Origin of the sequence: Mycobacterium sp. NPDC006124, from assembly GCF_040614235.1 — a bacterium.
In the GTDB taxonomy this organism is placed as follows: Bacteria; Actinomycetota; Actinomycetes; order Mycobacteriales; family Mycobacteriaceae; genus Mycobacterium.
This window is the reverse complement of the sequence record NZ_JBEXUA010000005.1, coordinates 274,741-293,364: the sequence shown is the minus strand read 5'-3', so window position 1 is coordinate 293,364 and position 18,624 is coordinate 274,741. Positions and strand designations below refer to the sequence as shown.

Below are 18,624 nucleotides of genomic sequence, written 5' to 3'. Positions count from 1 at the left end.
ACCGCCGTGGCATCGACCGCCGACTTCAAGAATGGGCTCGTCCTGCAGATCGATGGCCAGCTGTGGCAGATCACCGAGTTCCAGCACGTCAAGCCGGGCAAGGGCCCCGCGTTCGTGCGTACCAAGCTCAAGAACGTGCTGTCCGGCAAGGTCGTCGACAAGACCTACAACGCGGGCGTCAAGGTCGAGACCGCGACCGTCGACCGCCGCGACGCCACCTACCTGTACCGCGACGGCAGCGACTTCGTCTTCATGGACTCCGAGGACTACGAGCAGCACCCGCTGCCCGAGACGCTGGTGGGCAACAACGCCAACTACCTGCTGGAGAGCATGCCGGTGCAGATCGCCTTCCACGACGGCGTGCCGCTGTACCTGGAATTGCCCGTGACCGTCGAACTGCTCGTCGCCAGCACCGAGCCGGGCCTGCAGGGCGACCGCTCCAGTGCGGGCACCAAGCCGGCCACCATGGAGACCGGTGCGGAGATCCAGGTGCCGCTGTTCATCAACACCGGCGACAAGCTGAAGGTGGACTCGCGCGACGGCAGTTACCTGGGCCGAGTGAATGGCTGACCATGCCTGACCGTCGTGGGGACAGGGGTCGCCATCAGGCGCGCAAGCGTGCGGTGGATCTGCTGTTCGAGGCCGAGGCGCGTGGGCTGACTGCCTCCGAGATCGCCGAGGGCCGGGCCACGATGGCCGAGGGCGACGCCGAGATGTCGACCCTGAACCCCTACACCGTCACGGTGGCGAACGGTGTGACCGAGCACGCCGCCCACGTCGACGACCTGATCTCCGCGCATTTGCAGGGGTGGACGCTGGATCGGCTGCCCGCGGTGGACCGGGCCGTGCTGCGGGTCGCGGTGTGGGAGCTCCTGTACGCCGACGACGTGCCGGAGCCGGTCGCGGTCGACGAGGCCGTGGAGCTGGCCAAGAGCCTGTCGACCGACGAGTCGCCGGCCTTCGTCAACGGTGTGCTGGGTCAGGTCATGCTGGTGACGCCGCAGATCCGGGCGGCGGCCGCTGCGGTACGGGCCGAGCCCGAGGCCGCGCAGGAACGCACCGACGTTCCGTAGGTCACGCACATCTGAGACCTAGGCTCGTGGCGTTGACTGAGCACATGAGTCGCGAAATCACCTCTCGTGCAGGCACTGTCGTCGTCGTTCTGGACGGGGACACCCACGCCGGCAATCAGCTCGCTTGCAGGTTGCTCGCCGAGGGATGCCGTGTGGCGGTCATTGGTCACCACGCCGAGAGTCTGGTCCGCGTGACGCACGGTCATCCTGCCCAGCGGGTGTTGGCGATCGTGGGCGACGTTGCCGATCATCGGCAGTGGGCGCGGATCGTGCAGCGGGTCACCGAGCGGTTCGGGGTCATGGACACCATCGTCCGGGCCGAGGCCTCGACGGTCCGCGCCGTCGCTTGAGCCGTCCGACGGTCTGCTAGCCCTCCGTGTCGTTCATCATGCGTTCGCGGTGGACGCGGTCGGTCCGGTCGTGGGCGCGGGTGGTTCTACGGCGGGGCATGGTGAGGCCGGTGGTGTGCGGTGTGGGTCTGCCCGTGATCGTGACCGTGGTGGTGGGTGCGGACAGTTCGGGGAAGAGCAGTCGGCTGCCCGGTGTGGTGAGGTGTTCACGGCCATCCGGCGCAGTCCACAGAACGGTGCCGTCGTCGAGTTGTCTGTCGCGCCAACCATTCTCGCCACCCCAGAACGTCTTGAGCAAGTGATGTCGACGGCATGGGCATTTGAGGTTGGATGCCGCGGTCGGACCATGCGGCCACGGGATGGTGTGGTCTATGTCGGTCTGGGTGGCGGGCATGCGGCAGCCGGGGAGGAACTGGCCGCCCATCATCGCTGCGGGGCGCAGGTTGGCCAGCGCGCCGGGTGTCGGGGTGAGGGCCGCGGTCAGGGTGAGGTCGCGTAGCGGCTTGTCGAACAGGGGTGGGTGGTCGCCGTCGAGGGCGGCGCGCTCGTCGGGGGGCGGGGTCTTGTGTGTCGGTGCGGGGGTCTCGGGTGTCGGTGCGGGCGTCTCGGGTTCGGGTGCCGGGCCGCTGATCGTGTCCTCTGACGCGATCACGTAGACCACCACCCCGGTGGCCGGTGGGTTCTGCGCGGCCGGGCAGTCGTCGGTGCCGCACAGGCAGGCCATGCGGTCGTTCCCGCCAGCGCCGAAGGCGTCGGCGCGGAGTTGATCAGCGGTCCGCGGGTCGGCGGGGCACACGGTGGCGGCCAGGGCTCGCAGTCGGGCCTGCAACGTCTTGGCGTCGTGGGCGAAGAGGGTGGCGTACAGGGTGGCAAGGCCGCTGCCGTCCTCGTCGATGGTGATCTCCACCGATCGACTCCGCGCCTTGGTCTCGGTCCGCCGGACCGCTTGCGGGTCGACCTGCGCCACCAGCGCGTCGATCGTCTTCTCGGTCTTGTCCACCGACATCGGCTCCCACGAACCAAAGGCATCGGCCAACGATGCGTCCAGAGCCCTCAGGGCGTCGGGGTCGACGACCAGGGCGGCCCGTGTCACCACGGTGCGGACCAGTTGGTAGGTGATGAGCCCGTCGGCGAAGACGTCGGCCACCCTGGGGAACCGTTCGTGCAGCGCGACCGCGACCAATAGCTGGTGACTGGCCGCACCAGACGTGATTCTCTGTGCGGCGCCGACATGCGCGGCGACGGCGTCGAAATTGTCCAGACACCACTGGTCCCGATCAGCCGCCCCGGACAGTGCGTGCGCCTCGTCGAGCATGGCGGCCATCGCAGCGACGCGGCGGGCGCAGGCGGCGTTCTCCACCCGGGCCCACGCCGACAGGGTTCCGGCACCGCGGGTGCCGGTCGTGGCGTCCACCAACTGATCGAACATGAGTCCAGTCTATGGCGCACGTCTGACGAAAGTCGTTCTGCTACAAGCGTTCTGTGGATGAACACCAGACTGTGGACAACCCCGCCAACGGCATCAGGAATGTCGGGGGCGCATGCTAGAGCCGCCACACGTTCACACGCGGGGAATGAAATCGACGCGGATCACCGCTGAACATCGACATGGCTGACAACCACATCCACACCGCACTCATCGTCGGAGCGTCGAAGGGCCTCGGGCTTGCGATGGTGGCCGAGTTCCTCCGGCGCGACTGGCACGTGATCGCCACCGTCCGTGGTGAGAATCCGACCGCGCTCCACGAACTCGACGGGTCCGGGCGCCTCGAGATCGAGACACTCGACGTCACCGTCGCCGAGCAGATCGCGGGACTGCGCGAACGGCTGACCGGTCGGCGTCTCGATCTGTTGTTCGTCAACGCCGGGATCGCGCACGACGACGTTCCGGTCGCCGAGGTGAGCACGGAGAGCTTCGTCGACGTCATGGTCACCAACGCACTCAGCCCCCTGCGGGTCGTCGAGGCCGTGAAGGACCTGGTGCCCGAGACGGGCACGATAGGCGTCATGTCGTCGCGGCAGGGCAGCATCTCGCTCAACACCCGGGGTGGGCACGAGGTGTACCGGGCCAGCAAGTCGGCGCTCAATCAACTCTTCCGCAGCTTCGCCGCACGCCATGCCGGCGACCCGAGGACGCTGCTGCTGATCAATCCCGGCCACGTTCAGACCGAACTCGGCGGAGCGGGCGCCAAGCTCACCGTGGACGACACCGTCCCCGGCGTCGTCGACGTCCTCATCGCCCATGCCGGTGACGGTGGACTGCAGTTCCTCGACTACGAGAACGCCGTCGTCCCCTGGTGAGCGACCCGACTCAGGACTCCAGCGCCTGATACGTCCGCCGGACGAATCGCGGCTGGGCGGCCTGCAACTTCGCCAGTGAGGTGTTGCCCGCCACCGCGGCGGCGGCAGCCTCCGAACTCAGGTCGGGCAGGTTCTGGATCAGATACAACATGATCAGGTCCGCCGACGGGTCTGCCTGCCACCACGTGCCGTAGGCGCCCGGCCAACTGAAGGTGCCGAGCCCGCCCGGACCGTAGAGCTGGCGGGACTGCGCTGCGTCGGTCACCACCGAGAGGTTCAGTCCGAAACCTCGACCGCGCCAAAAGGGCATGCCCAGAAAGGGATAGGTCTTCTGCTGGTCGGTCAGTCGATCGGTGCGCATCGACCGGACCGACTCCTCGGACAGCACCCGCACGCCGTCCACCGTGCCGCCGGCGAGCAACATGCGGGCGAAGGCGAGATAGTCGTCCGCGGTCGACCACAGCCCCGCACCGCCGGTGCAGAACGTCGGCAGCGTCACCGGCGCCGGACCCATCACGTCGTCGCGCAGCCGACCGTTCTCGTCGAGTTGATACATCGTGGCCGCGCGCCGGCGGCCTTCGGCGCTGACCTTGAACCCCGTGTCGGACATCCCAAGTGGGTCCAGGATGCGCTCGGCGAGCACGTCGGCCAGCGGCTTGCCCTCGATCCGCGACAGCGCGATGCCCAGCACGTCGGTGGAGTGGCTGTAGGTCAATCGTTCACCGGGTTGGTGGGCCAACGGCAGCTTCGCCAATTCGGCCAGCCAGCGGTCCTGGTCTTGGCGGAACATCAGCTTGCCGTACGCCCGCGACAGTGGAGGCCCCACCGAGAACGCGTAGGCCAGGCCGCTGCGGTGCGTCATCAAATCGTCGACGGTGATGGGGCGTCGCAGCGGCACCGTCGCCTCCAGCGGCCCCGCCGGATCGGCCATCACCCGCGCGTCGGCCAATTCCGGCAGCCACCGGTCCACCGAATCGGTCAGGGCAAGCTTGCCGTCCTCGATCATCGACATGGCCGCGGCCACCGTCACCGGCTTGGTCATGGAGGCGATCCGGAAGATCGTGTCGCGCTGCATCGGCAATCCCGCGTCGACGTCGCGGTGGCCGAGTTCGTTGACCTGCAGGATCTTGCCGGCCTGCCAGACCAGCGTGACGGCACCGGCTAGCAGGCCGGCGTCGATCGCCTCGCGGATGGACGCCTGATTGCCGTCGAGATTCACCTGGCCAGCCTAACCAGCCAAGATGTGGAAGCCCGGTGGGTGTTAAGCTGCCGCGGAAGTTCGACGTCCTTTAACGATCCGTCCCGAGAGGCGGAGAAGGAGGTCCGGGTCAGTCATGGCTGCCGCCAGCTCCGACCGGGAATTGATGTCCGCCGCGGACGTGAGCCGGACGATTTCGCGCATCGCGCACCAGATCATCGAAAAGACCGCACTCGACGGCGCCGACGCGCCTCGCGTGATCTTGCTCGGCATTCCCACCCGCGGTGTCACCCTCGCCGCCCGCCTGGCTGAGAAGGTGCACGAATTCTGCGGTGTGACAGTGCCCCAGGGTGCCCTGGACATCACGCTCTACCGCGACGACCTGGCGGGTAAGCCGCCACGCCCGCTCGGTGAGACCTCGATCCCCGAGGGTGGCGTCGACGGCGCTCTGGTGATCCTCGTCGACGACGTGCTCTACACCGGTCGCTCGGCGCGGGCTTCCCTGGACGCACTTCGCGACATCGGTCGCCCGAGAGCGGTGCAGTTGGCCGTTCTGGTCGACCGCGGACACCGAGAGCTTCCGTTGCGCGCCGATTACGCGGGCAAGAACGTGCCGACCTCGCGACACGAGAACGTCAAGGTGCGGCTGGCCGAGGACGACGGCGGCGTCGACGGGGTGTCCATCGCACCGTACGGAGGGCCCCAGCGATGAGCGCTCGCGCGAAGAGCAGAGAGTTTCAGCGATGACCAGGCACCTACTCAGCGCCGACGACCTCACACGCGAGGAGGCGACAGCGATCCTCGACGACGCCGACCGGTTCAGCAACGCACTGCTGGGTCGCGAGGTCAAGAAGCTGCCGACGCTACGAGGCCGCACCGTCATCACGATGTTCTACGAGAACTCGACCCGGACGAGGGTGTCGTTCGAGGTGGCCGGCAAGTGGATGAGCGCCGACGTCATCAACGTCAGCTCCTCGGGCTCGTCGGTGGCCAAGGGTGAGTCGCTGCGCGACACCGCGTTGACGCTGCGTGCCGCCGGCGCCGACGCCCTGATCATCCGGCATCCGGCTTCCGGTGCGGCGCAACGACTTGCGGAGTGGACGGCCGAACCCCACGACTCGGGCCCCTCGGTGATCAACGCCGGAGACGGAACCCACGAGCACCCGACTCAGGCCCTGCTCGACGCGCTGACGATCCGCCAGCGGCTGGGTTCGGTCGAGGGCAAGCGCGTCGTGATCGTGGGCGACGTGCTGCACAGCCGCGTCGCGCGCTCCAACGTGCGACTGCTGAGCACCCTGGGCGCGGAGGTCGTGCTCGTCGCGCCGCCCACGCTCCTGCCGACCGGCGTCTCGACGTGGCCGGTGACGGTGTCGCACGACCTGGACGCCGAACTGCCCGGCGCGGACGCGGTACTCATGCTGCGGGTGCAGGCCGAGCGGATGAAGGGCGGGTTCTTCCCGTCGGCCCGGGAGTACTCGGTGCTCTACGGTCTGTCCGAGAAGCGGGCGGCCCGCCTCGCCGAGCACGCGGTCGTGCTGCACCCCGGACCGATGCTGCGGGGCATGGAGATCGCGTCGTCGGTGGCCGACTCCTCGCAATCGGCGGTGCTGCAACAGGTTTCCAACGGAGTTCACGTTCGGATGGCGGTGCTGTTCCATCTGCTCGTCGGCGCAGGTGCGGGTGCGGAGGTGAGTGCATGAGTCTCGTGATCAAGGGCGTCCTGCTCTACGGGGAGGGTAATCCCGTCGACGTCGTCGTCGCCGACGGCCAGATCACCGAGATCGGCACCGACGTCGAGATTCCCGACGACGCCGAGGTGGTCGACGCCGCGGGCAGGATCCTGCTACCGGGCTTCGTCGACCTGCACACCCATCTGCGCGAGCCGGGACGCGAGTACGCCGAGGACATCGAAACCGGTTCGGCCGCAGCTGCTCTGGGCGGGTACACCGCGGTCTTCGCGATGGCCAACACCGACCCCGTCGCCGACAGCGTCGTGGTGACCGATCACGTATGGCACCGCGGCCAGCAGGTCGGTCTGGTCGACGTGCATCCGGTCGGCGCGGTCACCGTCGGGCTGAAGGGCGCCCAGCTCACCGAGATGGGCTTGATGGCCGCCGGCGTGGGCAAGGTGCGGATGTTCTCCGACGACGGCCTCTGCGTCGATGATCCGCTGGTGATGCGGCGGGCGCTGGAGTACGCCAGCGGCATCGGGGTGCTCATCGCGCAGCACGCAGAGGAGCCGCGGCTCACCGTCGACGCGGTCGCCCACGAGGGGCCGAACGCGGCCCGACTCGGGTTGACCGGCTGGCCGCGCTCGGCGGAGGAGTCGATCGTCGCGCGTGACGCCATCCTGGCCCGCGACGCCGGGGCGCGGGTGCACATCTGCCACGCCTCCACGGCGGGCACCGTCGAGTTGCTGAGATGGGCCAAGGAGCAAGGCATCTCGATCACCGCAGAGGTGACGCCGCACCACCTGCTGCTCGACGACGGGGTGCTGGAATCCTACGACGGGCGCAACCGGGTCAACCCGCCGTTGCGCGAGGCCGGCGACGCGGTCGCGTTGCGTCAAGCACTGGCCGACGGCGTGATCGACTGCGTGGCCACCGACCACGCGCCGCACGCCGACCACGAGAAGGCGTGCGAGTTCGCCGTCGCCCGGCCCGGCATGCTGGGTCTGCAGACCGCCCTGTCGGTGGTCGTCGAGACCATGGTGCGCCCCGGACTGCTGTCCTGGCGCGACGTCGCGCGGGTGATGAGCGAGGCCCCGGCGGCCATCGTCGGCCTGCCGGACCAGGGCAGGCCCCTGGAGGTGGGGGAGCCGGCCAACCTGGTCGTCGTCGACCCCGACGCGACCTGGACCGTCACCGGCGCCGACCTCGCCAGCCGGTCGGACAACACGCCGTTCGAGGCGATGACGCTGCCGGCCACGGTGACCCTGACGACGTTGCGCGGCAAGGTGACTGCGCGAGACGGCAGCAGCCCGGCGACCGGGGGATCGGCACCGGCATGAACACCCCCACGCTGATCGCCCTGCTGATCATCGCCGCGCTGCTGGCCCTGCTGATCGCGTTCTTCATCCGTCAGATGCTGCGCGGCTGGGTGCACCGGGCGCAGCGGCAGGCCGAGATGATCGGTGCGCTACCCCCGCTGCCCGACAGCGTCGGCCCGGCGATCGTGCCGCCCACCAAGGGTCTCTACGTCGGCAGCACGATCGCGCCGAGCTGGCAGAATCGCATCGCCGTCGGTGACCTGGGATTCCGGACCAAGGCGGTGCTGACCCGCTATCCCGAGGGAATCATGTTGCAGCGCAGCGGGACCGGCCCCATCTGGATTCCCGACGAGTCGATCACCGCGATTCGCACCGAACGGGGCATCGCCGGCAAGGCGCTGACGCACGACGGAATTCTCGCCATCCGCTGGCAGCTGCCCTCGGGCACGGAGATCGACACCGGGTTCCGCGGCGACGACCGCCGCGAACTCGCGAACTGGACCGGGGAGGTCGCATGAGGCTGAAGGACAAGGCCATGTTGGTGCTCGACGACGGACGGGTGTTCACCGGCACCGCGTTCGGCGCGGTCGGGCAGACCCTGGGGGAGGCCGTCTTCTCCACCGGAATGTCCGGCTACCAGGAGACTCTCACCGATCCGAGCTACCACCGCCAGATCGTCGTGGCCACCGCACCACAGATCGGCAACACGGGCTGGAACGGCGAGGACGCCGAGAGTCGCGGTGACAAGATCTGGGTCGCGGGATACGCCGTACGCGATCCCTCGCCGCGCGCGTCCAATTGGCGGGCCACCGGCACCCTCGACGACGAACTCGTCCGCCAGGGCGTCGTCGGGATCGCGGGCATCGACACCCGCGCCGTCGTCCGGCACCTGCGCACCGTGGGCTCGACGAAGGCCGGGGTGTTCTCGGGCGACGCCCTGGCCGACGTCGACGAACTGCTGGCCAGGGTGCGCAGCCAGCCGTCGATGCTGGGCGCCGACCTCGCCGGAGAGGTGAGCACCGACTCGGCCTACGTGGTCGCCGCCGAAGGGGAACGGCGTTTCATCGTGGCCGCACTGGACCTCGGCATCAAGACCAACACACCGCGCAACTTCGCCAAGCGGGGCATCGAGACCCACGTGCTGCCCTCGAACACCGTCTTCGACGAACTCACCGCGATCGCACCCGACGGGGTGTTCCTCTCCAACGGCCCCGGTGACCCGGCGACGGCCGACCACGTCGTCGAGGTGACCCGCAAGGTGCTCGAGGCGGGCATCCCGCTGTTCGGCATCTGCTTCGGCAATCAGATCCTCGGCCGGGCCCTGGGCCGCTCGACCTACAAGATGACCTTCGGCCACCGCGGGATCAACATCCCCGTCGTCGACCACACCACCGGGCGGGTCGCGATCACCTCGCAGAACCACGGCTTCGCCCTCGAGGGTGAGGCTGGCGAGGAGTTCGACACGCAATTCGGCCGCGCCGTCGTCAGCCACACCTGCGCCAACGACGGCGTCGTCGAAGGCATCAAACTCGTTGACGGAAGGGCGTTCTCGGTGCAATACCACCCCGAGTCGGCGGCGGGACCGCACGACGCCGCATACCTGTTCGACCAATTCGTCGAGTTGATGGCAGGGGAGGAGCGCTAATGCCGCGTCGCGAGGACCTCAAGCACGTACTGGTCATCGGCTCGGGGCCGATCGTGATCGGACAGGCCTGCGAATTCGACTACTCCGGGACGCAGGCATGCCGCGTGCTGCGTGCCGAGGGACTGCAGGTCACCCTGGTCAACTCCAACCCGGCGACGATCATGACCGACCCCGAGTACGCCGACAACACCTACGTCGAACCCATCACCCCGGCGTTCGTGGAGAAGATCTTCGCCCAGCAGGAGGCGCGCGGGAACAAGATCGACGCGGTCCTCGCCACCCTGGGCGGGCAGACCGCCCTGAACACGGCCGTCAAGCTCTACGAGGGCGGCGTACTGGAGAAGTACGGCGTCGAGATGATCGGCGCGGACTTCGACGCGATCCAGCGCGGTGAGGATCGGCAGAAGTTCAAGGACATCGTCGCCAAGGTCGGCGGCGAGTCGGCCAGGTCGGCGGTCTGCTACACGATGGACGAGGTCCGCGAGACGGTCGCCGACCTCGGCCTGCCCGTGGTCGTGCGCCCCTCGTTCACGATGGGCGGACTGGGCTCGGGCATGGCCCACTCGGTCGAGGACGTCGAGCGGATGGCCGGTGACGGGCTCGCCGCATCACCCACCGCCAACGTGCTCATCGAGGAATCCATCTTCGGCTGGAAGGAATTCGAGCTCGAACTCATGCGCGACCACCGCGACAACGTGGTGGTGGTCTGCTCGATCGAGAACTTCGATCCGATGGGCGTGCACACCGGCGACTCGGTGACCGTCGCCCCGGCGATGACGCTCACCGACCGCGAGTACCAGACGATGCGCGACCTCGGCATCGCGATCCTGCGCGAGGTCGGCGTCGACACCGGTGGCTGCAACATCCAGTTCGCGATCGACCCGGCCGACGGTCGGCTCGTCGTCATCGAGATGAACCCGCGCGTGTCGCGGTCGAGTGCGCTGGCCTCCAAGGCCACCGGCTTCCCGATCGCCAAGATCGCCGCGAAGCTGGCCATCGGCTACACCCTCGACGAGATCGTCAACGACATCACCAAGGAGACCCCGGCCTGCTTCGAGCCGACGCTCGACTACGTCGTGGTCAAGGCGCCGCGGTTCGCGTTCGAGAAGTTCCCCGGCGCCGATCCCACCCTGACGACCACCATGAAGTCCGTCGGTGAGGCGATGTCGTTGGGCCGCAACTTCATCGAGGCCCTCGGCAAGGTGATGCGCTCACTGGAGACGGGCCGCAGCGGCTTCTGGACCGGCACCGACCCCGAGCTGTCGGTCGAGGAACTCCTGGAGCGGCTCAGGACACCCACCGACGGCCGGCTCTACGACATCGAGCAAGCCCTCCGGCAGGGCGCCTCGGTCGACCGGGTCGCCAAGGCCTCCGGCGTCGACCCCTGGTTCGTCGACCAGATCGACGGCCTGGTGCACCTCGCGGACGAGTTGCGCTCGGCGCCCGTTCTCGACGAGGACATGCTGCGCACCGCCAAGCACAGCGGCCTGTCCGACCGGCAAATCGCGGCCCTGCGACCCGAACTCGCCGGTGAGGACGGCGTACGCACGCTGCGTCGGCGACTGGGCGTGCACCCGGTCTACAAGACGGTCGACACCTGTGCCGCGGAGTTCGAGGCCAAGACGCCGTACCACTACAGCAGCTATGAGATCGACCCGGCGGCCGAGACGGAGGTCGCTCCGCAGACCGACCGGCCGAAGGTGCTGATCCTCGGATCGGGGCCCAACCGGATCGGTCAGGGCATCGAGTTCGACTACAGCTGCGTCCACGCCGCGACCACGCTCAGTGAGGTCGGCTTCGAGACGGTCATGGTGAACTGCAACCCCGAGACGGTGTCCACCGATTACGACACCGCCGACCGGCTCTACTTCGAACCGCTGACCTTCGAGGATGTTCTCGAGATCTATCACGCCGAATCCGCCTCCGGCGCCGGCGGTCCCGGCGTCGTCGGAGTCATCGTGCAACTGGGTGGTCAGACCCCGCTGGGCCTGGCCCAACGGCTCGCCGACGCCGGCGTACCGATCGTCGGCACCAGCCCCAAGGCGATCGACCTGGCCGAGGACCGTGGTGAGTTCGGCGAGGTGCTGAAGAACGCCGGTCTGCCCGCGCCCCGGTTCGGCATGGCCACCAGCTTCGAACAGGCCCGCCGAATCGCCGCCGACATCGGCTATCCGGTTCTGGTACGCCCGTCCTACGTGCTGGGTGGCCGCGGCATGGAGATCGTCTACGACGACGAGACGTTGCGCGACTACATCACCCGCGCCACCCAACTCTCGCCCGAGCATCCCGTGCTGGTCGACCGCTTCCTCGAAGACGCCATCGAGATCGACGTCGACGCGCTGTGCGACGGGTCCGAGGTCTACATCGGCGGCGTGATGGAGCACATCGAGGAGGCGGGCATCCACTCCGGCGACTCGGCGTGCGCACTGCCGCCGGTGACGCTCGGCAAGCAGGACATCGCCGCCGTACGTCACGCGACCGAGGCGATCGCCCACGGCATCGGCGTCGTCGGGCTACTCAACGTGCAGTACGCGCTCAAGGACGACGTGCTCTACGTGCTGGAGGCCAACCCGCGGGCCAGCCGCACCGTACCGTTCGTCTCCAAGGCCACGGCCGTGCCGCTGGCCAAGGCGTGTGCGCGAATCATGCTGGGCACCAGCATCGCCGAGTTGCGCAGGGAGGGCATGCTGGCCGCCACCGGGGACGGCGCCGACGTCGCACCCAACGCGCCGATCGCGGTGAAGGAGGCGGTCCTGCCGTTCAACCGGTTCCGCAAGGCCGACGGTTCACAGGTCGATTCGCTGCTGGGGCCGGAGATGAAGTCCACCGGCGAGGTGATGGGCATCGACCGGGACTTCGGGACCGCGTTCGCCAAGAGCCAGACGGCGGCCTACGGATCGCTGCCGGCCGCCGGCACGGTGTTCGTCTCGGTGGCCAACCGCGACAAGCGCTCGCTGGTGTTCCCGGTCAAACGGCTCGCCGACCTCGGATTCCGGGTGCTGGCCACCGAGGGCACCGCCGAGATGCTGCGTCGCAACGGCATTCCGTGCGACACGGTCCGCAAGCACTTCGAGACGCCCAGCCCCGACCGTCCGGCGGCGTCCGCCGTCGACGCCATCCGCGCCGGTGAGGTCGACATGGTGATCAACACCCCGTACGGCAACTCCGGTCCACGCGTCGATGGTTACGAGATCCGGTCGGCGGCCGTCGCGATGAACATTCCGTGCGTCACGACGGTGCAGGGCGCGTCCGCGGCGGTGCAGGGGATCGAGGCGGGCATCCGCGGCGACATCGGCGTGATGTCGTTGCAGGAGTTGCACAGTCGGCTCGGCGGAACGGCGACGTGACCGGTTTCGGGGCCCGGCTGGCCTCGGCCATGGCCGATCGCGGCCCCCTGTGTCTGGGCATCGACCCGCATCCCGAGCTGCTGCGGGCCTGGGACCTGCCGGTCGACGTGGCCGGGCTCACCGCGTTCTGCGACGTCTGCGTGCGGGCCTACGAGGGCTTTGCGATCGTCAAGCCGCAGGTCGCCTTCTTCGAGAGCTACGGTGCGGCCGGCTACTCGGTGCTGGAGACCGTGGTCGCGGAGTTGCGCGACGCCGGCGTCTTGGTGCTCGCCGACGCCAAGCGTGGTGACATCGGCACGACGATGGCGGCATACGCGGTCGCGTGGGCGGGGGACTCGCCGCTGGCGTGCGACGCCGTCACCGCCTCGCCGTATCTCGGCTTCGAATCGCTGCGACCGCTGATGGACACCGCCGCCCGGCACGACCGCGGCGTGTTCGTCCTCGCCGCGACGTCCAACCCCGAGGGCGCGGGCATTCAGCGCGCGATGACGGAGGGTCGGACGGTCGCGCAGTCGATCGTCGACGACGTCGGCGCCGAGAACCGGGCGGCGGGAGCCGGGTCGGTCGGCGTGGTGATCGGCGCCACGCTGACGGAGGTTCCCGACCTGAGCGGCCTCGGGGGGCCCGTGCTGCTGCCCGGCGTCGGTGCCCAGGGCGGACGCCCCGACGCGCTGAGCGGCCTCGGTGGTGCGGCGCCGGGCACGCTGCTGCCCGCCGTCTCGCGCGAGGTGCTCCGGGCCGGACCCGACGTGGGTGCCGTGCGCGCGGCCGCGGAGCGCATGCGCGACGCCGTCGCCCACCTCGCGGGCTGACCGGCAGACGACGGCGGCGGGTCACCGTTTGCCGGTGACCCGCCGCGTCGAACCGGGCTGGCTACAGCGGAATCCAGACGGGGCCGAACCAGAAGCCCCAGCCCTGTCCGTTGCCGGCCGGCATCGGGGTGACCTGCTGACCGTTCCAGTTGAACGGCTGGTGGTCCTGGCGGCCCTGGTCCACTCCGCGGTGCTGCCAGTCGACGGGGGCCCCGCCGCCGTTCGGGCCCCGATTGTCGTTGTCGTAGCCGCCGCGACCGTTGTCGTGTTGGTTGGGTCCGCACGCCGGTTGACCCGGCATGTTGCACTGGCCGGGATCGGCCGACGCCGTTCCGAGGCCGACGCCGAGCAACCCGGCCAGTCCGACTCCGGCGGCCAGCGTCGACGCGTAGATGGTTCGCTTGAAGGTCATCAGAATCTCTCTGCTCGTCACGTGTCCGTGAGACGTGTTCGACTCACGGACACGACGCTACGAAGCCGACATGGGTGCGATCCCAGGCGAGCGTGTGCGCGGGCTGTGCGTTCGGTAACGGGTCGAGCACCGTTTGCTCACGGGGCGATGGCGGGACCAATGGGTCCGACACCGGTCCGGCGGGCGTCTTCCGGGCAGGGGAGTGACGTACGGGGCGGACGCAACCCGAGTGACGGTCGTGGTCTGCTCGGGCGGGCGCCGGGACGTCTCCGACACGCCCGACATGCGGTGACCAGGGAAATTCTCAGTAATCGGGCACCGGCGAGCGACGGCCCGTTCGACGCGTCCGCCGCGCCCCTTGCCCGCGACACTCGATTCGGGGCCGAAAACACCCGCTGTACAGGCACGACGCGGTCTGCGGGGTCGCCGAGCCGGACCGGCGGCCAGGATCGGCGAAAATCCGCCGATTGCCCTACACGCTGCGCTTTTGACCCGGAGACCCGGGGGGTGGGGTTAGCTTTCGTCAGCGGCCGTGGGTACGGTCGTCGTCGCTGGCTGGTTCTCCAACCAGTCAAGACACAAGAAGATGATGGCCAGTACGAAGATGGCGAGAGACGGAGGAACCCGTGGCCCTTCCCCAGTTGACCGACGAGCAGCGCGCGGCAGCGTTGGAGAAGGCTGCCGCCGCACGTCGAGCGCGAGCTGAACTGAAGGATCGACTCAAGCGTGGCGGCACCAACCTCAAGCAGGTCCTCAAGGACGCTGAGAGCGACGAGGTCTTGGGCAAGATGAAGGTTTCCGCCTTGCTCGAGGCATTGCCGAAGGTCGGCAAGGTCAAGGCGCAGGAAATCATGACCGAGCTCGAGATCGCTCCCACCCGCCGGTTGCGCGGTCTGGGCGATCGTCAGCGCAAGGCCCTGCTGGAAAAGTTCGACTTCACGGCAGATTAGTGCCGACGGAGGACCGGGCGGCGTCGGCGATGAGTCGAATCGTGGTGCTGTCCGGTCCTTCGGCCGTCGGCAAGTCGACGGTCGTCAGGTGCCTGCGTGATCGGGTGCCCAATCTCTACTTCAGCGTCTCGGCGACGACGAGGTCGCCCCGGCCCGGCGAAGTCGACGGAGTGGACTACACCTTCGTCACCGCCCCTCAATTCCAGCAGCTCATCGACGACGGCGCGCTCCTGGAGTGGGCCGAGATCCACCGTGGCTTGCACCGATCGGGCACGCCCGCCGAACCCGTCCGTGCCGCCGCCCGCGCCGGCCGACCCGTCCTCATCGAGGTCGACCTCGCCGGTGCCCGCTCCGTGAAGGCCGCCATGCCGGAGGCCGTATCGGTCTTCCTGGCTCCGCCGAGCTGGGAGGTGTTGGAGTCCCGACTGGTCGGCCGCGGCACCGAAAGCCCCGAGGTGAGGGAGCGCCGGCTCGCCACCGCACGCGACGAGTTGGCCGCCCAGCACGACTTCGACGTGGTCGTGGTCAACGCGCAATTGGAATTTGCCTGTTCAGAATTGGTATCCTTGCTGATGGGCCACACGCCGGATCCGGCGTGACCAGTCATCAGACAGCACGGCCCCAGCGAAAACGCCAGGAGATAACTTCGTGACAATCCCTGTCGAGAGCACCGACTCCGACGCCGCCAACGCCTACGACACGCCGCTGGGCATCACCAACCCGCCGATCGACGAGTTGCTGTCCCGCGCGTCGAGCAAATACGCACTGGTGATCTACGCCGCCAAGCGGGCGCGCCAGATCAACGACTACTACAACCAGTTGGGCGACGGCATCCTCGAGTACGTCGGACCGCTCGTCGAACCGGGTCTGCAGGAGAAGCCGCTGTCGATCGCCATGCGCGAGATCCACGGCGACCTGCTCGAGCACACCGAGGGCGAACACTAGGTCACCGGCTTCGACATGGCCGAGCGCAAACGGGTCGTCGTGGGTGTCGCAGGCGGCATCGCCGCCTACAAGGCATGCACGGTGATCCGTCAGCTCTCCGAGGCCGGGCACTCGGTCCGGGTGGTACCGACCGAATCCGCGCTGCGGTTCGTCGGGGCCGCCACCTTCGAGGCGCTTTCCGGACAACCCGTACGGACCGGCGTCTTCGAAGACGTCGACGAGGTGCCGCACGTTCGCATCGGGCAGGAGGCCGACCTCGTCGTCGTCGCGCCTGCCACCGCGGACCTGCTGGCCCGCGCGGTGGCCGGTCGCGCCGACGACCTCCTCACGGCCACCTTGCTGACCGCCCGATGTCCCGTGGTGTTCGCGCCGGCCATGCACACCGAGATGTGGTTCCACCCCGCCACGGTCGCCAACGTCGAGACGTTGCGCCGCCGAGGAAACGTCGTCCTGGAACCGGCGTCCGGCCGCCTCACCGGAGCCGACACCGGCGCCGGTCGCCTGCCGGAGCCCGAGGAGATCACGACGCTGGCCCAGCTCCTGCTCGACCGCCCCGACGCCCTGCCCTACGACCTTGCCGGGGTCAAGGTGCTCGTCACGGCCGGCGGCACCCGCGAAGCGCTGGACCCGGTCCGATTCATCGGCAATCGGAGCTCGGGCAAGCAGGGGTACGCGGTCGCCCGCGTCGCCGCTCAGCGCGGCGCCGAGGTCACCTTGATCGCGGGTAACACCGCCGGTCTGGCCGACCCCGCCGGGGTCTCCGTCGTCCACGTGGGTTCGGCCCACCAACTCCAGGACGCGGTCTCCAAGCACGCGCCCGACGCCCACGTCCTCGTCATGGCCGCCGCCGTCGCCGACTTCCGGCCCACCCACGTCGAGACCAGCAAGATCAAGAAGTCCCACGAGCCCGGTGCCGCCTCGGCGCCCGTCATCGAATTGACCCGGACCGATGACGTGCTGGCCGGTGTGGTCCGGGCCCGCGCGGACGGCCAACTGCCCAACATGGCCGCCATCGTCGGATTCGCCGCGGAGACCGGCGACGCGAATGGCGACGTGCTGTTCCATGCGCGGGCGAAACTGCAGCGCAAGGGCTGTGACCTCCTCGTCGTGAACGCCGTCGGCGAGGGCAAGGCCTTCGAGGTCGACAACAACGACGGATGGCTCCTGGCGGCCGACGGCAACGACGTCGCACTGGAGCACGGTTCGAAGACGCTGATGTCTAGCCGTATCGTGGACGCGATCGCTGCGTTCCTCGGAGACCGGGCGGAGTGACGGACTCGTCGTAGGCACCCTGCGCGTAAGGGTTGCGGCCCTCCGGTGCGCACGCTTGGCTGCAGCAAGGTATCGATATGATTCGCACAACTAAGCTTTAGAAGGGGATGACATCGTGAGCAAAGGTCGGCTGTTTACCAGTGAGTCGGTGACGGAGGGACATCCCGACAAGATCTGCGACGCGATCAGCGACTCGGTGCTCGACGCGCTGCTGGCGCAAGATCCGAAGTCCCGCGTCGCGGTGGAGACCCTGGTGACCACCGGTCAGGTGCACGTCGTCGGCGAGGTCACCACCACGGCCAAGGAGGCGTTCGCCGACATCCCGAAGACGGTGCGCGAGCGCATCCTCGAAATTGGCTACGACTCCTCGGAGAAGGGCTTCGACGGCGAGACCTGTGGCGTGAACATCGGGATCGGCGCGCAGTCGCCCGACATCGCGATGGGCGTCGACACGGCCCACGAGGCGCGCGTGGAGGGTGCCGGTGATCCGCTGGACTCCCAGGGCGCCGGCGATCAGGGGCTCATGTTCGGCTACGCCATCAAGGACACGCCCGAGCTGATGCCGCTGCCGATCGCGATCGCACACCGCTTGGCGCGCCGGCTGACCGAGGTCCGCAAGAGCGGCGTGCTCGACTATCTGCGTCCCGACGGCAAGACCCAGGTCACCGTGCAGTACGACGGCACCACCCCGGTCCGGTTGGACACGGTCGTGCTGTCCACCCAGCACGCGGACGGCATCGACCTCGAGGCCGGCCTGACCCCCGACATCCGCGAGAAGGTCGTCAACACCGTCTTGGCCGACCTGAACCACGAGTCGATGGACACCTCGGACTACCGGCTGTTGGTCAACCCGACCGGCAAGTTCGTGCTCGGTGGCCCCATGGGCGACGCGGGTCTGACCGGTCGCAAGATCATCGTCGACACCTACGGCGGCTGGGCCCGTCACGGCGGCGGCGCGTTCTCCGGCAAGGACCCGTCGAAGGTGGACCGCTCCGCGGCGTACGCGATGCGCTGGGTGGCCAAGAACGTCGTCGCGGCCGGCCTGGCCGAGCGCGTCGAGGTGCAGGTCGCCTACGCCATCGGCAAGGCGGCCCCCGTCGGCCTGTTCGTCGAGACGTTCGGCTCGGAGACCGTCGACCCCGCCCGCATCGAGAAGGCCATCACCTCGGTCTTCGACCTTCGCCCCGGGGCGATCGTCCGCGATCTGGACCTGCTGCGCCCGATCTACGCGCCGACGGCTGCCTACGGTCACTTCGGCCGCACCGACGTCGACCTGCCGTGGGAGCGGACGAACAAGGTCGAGGAGCTCAAGGCGTCCGTCTGACGACGT

19 protein-coding genes are annotated in these 18,624 nt (G+C 68.7%); 16 read left to right on the top strand and 3 right to left on the bottom strand.

The genetic code is table 11. The features are described from left to right. Positions 1–6: 6 nt before the first annotated feature. Genes efp through ABZ195_RS13380 form a run of 3 tightly spaced genes read left to right on the top strand, consistent with a single transcriptional unit; the run spans position 7 to position 1,423 of the window. Positions 7–570, top strand: coding sequence for an elongation factor P (gene efp, locus ABZ195_RS13390; RefSeq protein WP_355218345.1), 564 nt, complete (start codon positions 7–9; stop codon positions 568–570). A 2-nt stretch (positions 571–572) separates the two neighbouring features. Continuing rightward, complete coding sequence (nusB, locus tag ABZ195_RS13385; RefSeq protein WP_355218343.1) at positions 573–1,073, top strand: transcription antitermination factor NusB; 501 nt, start codon at positions 573–575, stop codon at positions 1,071–1,073. A 44-nt stretch (positions 1,074–1,117) separates the two neighbouring features. Then, complete coding sequence (locus tag ABZ195_RS13380; RefSeq protein ID WP_355218341.1) at positions 1,118–1,423, top strand: SDR family NAD(P)-dependent oxidoreductase; 306 nt, start codon at positions 1,118–1,120, stop codon at positions 1,421–1,423. Positions 1,424–1,439: 16 nt separating this feature from the next. On the opposite strand, the gene ABZ195_RS13375 is transcribed toward ABZ195_RS13380, so the two are convergent. Then, positions 1,440–2,852: a DUF222 domain-containing protein gene (locus ABZ195_RS13375; RefSeq protein ID WP_355218339.1), complete on the bottom strand. Its 1,413-nt coding sequence runs from the start codon at positions 2,850–2,852 to the stop codon at positions 1,440–1,442. A 179-nt stretch (positions 2,853–3,031) separates the two neighbouring features. On the opposite strand from ABZ195_RS13375, the gene ABZ195_RS13370 reads away from it, so the two are divergent. Beyond that, positions 3,032–3,724 (top strand): SDR family NAD(P)-dependent oxidoreductase, encoded by a 693-nt coding sequence (locus ABZ195_RS13370; protein WP_355218337.1) that lies wholly within the window; start codon positions 3,032–3,034, stop codon positions 3,722–3,724. A 10-nt stretch (positions 3,725–3,734) separates the two neighbouring features. Here the strand turns inward: ABZ195_RS13370 and ABZ195_RS13365 are convergent, their stop codons facing one another. Then, the gene (locus ABZ195_RS13365) at positions 3,735–4,943 is read right to left on the bottom strand and encodes a serine hydrolase domain-containing protein (protein ID WP_355218335.1); all 1,209 of its coding nucleotides are present in this window, start codon (positions 4,941–4,943) and stop codon (positions 3,735–3,737) included. Positions 4,944–5,058: 115 nt separating this feature from the next. Between ABZ195_RS13365 and pyrR the strand changes: the two genes are divergently transcribed. The 7 genes from pyrR to pyrF are packed head-to-tail and all read left to right on the top strand — an operon-like array spanning position 5,059 to position 13,715. After that, positions 5,059–5,634 (top strand): bifunctional pyr operon transcriptional regulator/uracil phosphoribosyltransferase PyrR, encoded by a 576-nt coding sequence (pyrR, locus tag ABZ195_RS13360; protein WP_355218333.1) that lies wholly within the window; start codon positions 5,059–5,061, stop codon positions 5,632–5,634. 31 nt (positions 5,635–5,665) lie between these two features. Next, on the top strand, positions 5,666–6,622 hold the full coding sequence (locus tag ABZ195_RS13355) for an aspartate carbamoyltransferase catalytic subunit (RefSeq protein ID WP_355218332.1): 957 nt from the start codon (positions 5,666–5,668) through the stop codon (positions 6,620–6,622). Beyond that, complete coding sequence (locus ABZ195_RS13350) at positions 6,619–7,932, top strand: dihydroorotase (RefSeq protein ID WP_355218330.1); 1,314 nt, start codon at positions 6,619–6,621, stop codon at positions 7,930–7,932. Before ABZ195_RS13355 ends, ABZ195_RS13350 begins: the two co-directional genes overlap by 4 nt. Further along, positions 7,929–8,429, top strand: coding sequence for a transporter (locus tag ABZ195_RS13345; RefSeq protein ID WP_355218328.1), 501 nt, complete (start codon positions 7,929–7,931; stop codon positions 8,427–8,429). The genes ABZ195_RS13350 and ABZ195_RS13345 overlap by 4 nt, the downstream gene beginning before the upstream one ends. Then, positions 8,426–9,556, top strand: a complete 1,131-nt coding sequence (carA, locus tag ABZ195_RS13340; RefSeq protein WP_355218326.1) for a glutamine-hydrolyzing carbamoyl-phosphate synthase small subunit — start codon at positions 8,426–8,428, stop codon at positions 9,554–9,556. The genes ABZ195_RS13345 and carA overlap by 4 nt, the downstream gene beginning before the upstream one ends. Beyond that, complete coding sequence (gene carB / locus ABZ195_RS13335) at positions 9,556–12,903, top strand: carbamoyl-phosphate synthase large subunit (protein WP_355218324.1); 3,348 nt, start codon at positions 9,556–9,558, stop codon at positions 12,901–12,903. Before carA ends, carB begins: the two co-directional genes overlap by 1 nt. Next, a complete protein-coding gene (pyrF, locus tag ABZ195_RS13330) occupies positions 12,900–13,715 on the top strand; it encodes an orotidine-5'-phosphate decarboxylase (protein WP_355218322.1) in 816 nt (271 codons plus the stop codon). The genes carB and pyrF overlap by 4 nt, the downstream gene beginning before the upstream one ends. Before the next feature lie 61 nt (positions 13,716–13,776). Here the strand turns inward: pyrF and ABZ195_RS13325 are convergent, their stop codons facing one another. Beyond that, on the bottom strand, positions 13,777–14,127 hold the full coding sequence (locus ABZ195_RS13325) for a hypothetical protein (protein WP_355218320.1): 351 nt from the start codon (positions 14,125–14,127) through the stop codon (positions 13,777–13,779). Positions 14,128–14,753: 626 nt separating this feature from the next. Between ABZ195_RS13325 and mihF the strand changes: the two genes are divergently transcribed. The 5 genes from mihF (at position 14,754) to metK (ending at position 18,618) form a co-directional block, all read left to right on the top strand. Continuing rightward, on the top strand, positions 14,754–15,077 hold the full coding sequence (gene mihF, locus ABZ195_RS13320) for an integration host factor, actinobacterial type (protein WP_057165041.1): 324 nt from the start codon (positions 14,754–14,756) through the stop codon (positions 15,075–15,077). A 29-nt stretch (positions 15,078–15,106) separates the two neighbouring features. Continuing rightward, the gene (gene gmk / locus ABZ195_RS13315) at positions 15,107–15,676 is read left to right on the top strand and encodes a guanylate kinase (RefSeq protein ID WP_355218318.1); all 570 of its coding nucleotides are present in this window, start codon (positions 15,107–15,109) and stop codon (positions 15,674–15,676) included. Positions 15,677–15,725: 49 nt separating this feature from the next. Continuing rightward, complete coding sequence (gene rpoZ / locus ABZ195_RS13310; protein ID WP_355218316.1) at positions 15,726–16,022, top strand: DNA-directed RNA polymerase subunit omega; 297 nt, start codon at positions 15,726–15,728, stop codon at positions 16,020–16,022. Between the two features lie 15 nt (positions 16,023–16,037). Next, positions 16,038–17,294: a bifunctional phosphopantothenoylcysteine decarboxylase/phosphopantothenate--cysteine ligase CoaBC gene (gene coaBC, locus ABZ195_RS13305; protein WP_355218314.1), complete on the top strand. Its 1,257-nt coding sequence runs from the start codon at positions 16,038–16,040 to the stop codon at positions 17,292–17,294. 112 nt (positions 17,295–17,406) lie between these two features. Then, positions 17,407–18,618, top strand: coding sequence for a methionine adenosyltransferase (gene metK / locus ABZ195_RS13300; protein WP_355218550.1), 1,212 nt, complete (start codon positions 17,407–17,409; stop codon positions 18,616–18,618). The last annotated feature ends 6 nt before the right edge of the window (positions 18,619–18,624 follow it).

Excerpts from the sequence above, each read along its gene's own strand:
- carA (WP_355218326.1), top strand. The coding sequence starts at position 8,426 with ATGAGGCTGAAGGACAAGGCCATGTTGGTGCTCGACGACGGACGGGTG.
- ABZ195_RS13370 (WP_355218337.1), top strand. The coding sequence starts at position 3,032 with ATGGCTGACAACCACATCCACACCGCACTCATCGTCGGAGCGTCGAAG.
- pyrR (WP_355218333.1), top strand. The coding sequence starts at position 5,059 with ATGGCTGCCGCCAGCTCCGACCGGGAATTGATGTCCGCCGCGGACGTG.
- ABZ195_RS13355 (WP_355218332.1), top strand. The coding sequence starts at position 5,666 with ATGACCAGGCACCTACTCAGCGCCGACGACCTCACACGCGAGGAGGCG.
- nusB (WP_355218343.1), top strand. The coding sequence starts at position 573 with ATGCCTGACCGTCGTGGGGACAGGGGTCGCCATCAGGCGCGCAAGCGT.
- ABZ195_RS13325 (WP_355218320.1), bottom strand. The coding sequence starts at position 14,127 with ATGACCTTCAAGCGAACCATCTACGCGTCGACGCTGGCCGCCGGAGTC.
- ABZ195_RS13380 (WP_355218341.1), top strand. The coding sequence starts at position 1,118 with ATGAGTCGCGAAATCACCTCTCGTGCAGGCACTGTCGTCGTCGTTCTG.
- ABZ195_RS13375 (WP_355218339.1), bottom strand. The coding sequence starts at position 2,852 with ATGTTCGATCAGTTGGTGGACGCCACGACCGGCACCCGCGGTGCCGGA.
- carB (WP_355218324.1), top strand. The coding sequence starts at position 9,556 with ATGCCGCGTCGCGAGGACCTCAAGCACGTACTGGTCATCGGCTCGGGG.
- coaBC (WP_355218314.1), top strand. The coding sequence starts at position 16,038 with ATGGCCGAGCGCAAACGGGTCGTCGTGGGTGTCGCAGGCGGCATCGCC.
- gmk (WP_355218318.1), top strand. The coding sequence starts at position 15,107 with ATGAGTCGAATCGTGGTGCTGTCCGGTCCTTCGGCCGTCGGCAAGTCG.
- ABZ195_RS13350 (WP_355218330.1), top strand. The coding sequence starts at position 6,619 with ATGAGTCTCGTGATCAAGGGCGTCCTGCTCTACGGGGAGGGTAATCCC.
- ABZ195_RS13345 (WP_355218328.1), top strand. The coding sequence starts at position 7,929 with ATGAACACCCCCACGCTGATCGCCCTGCTGATCATCGCCGCGCTGCTG.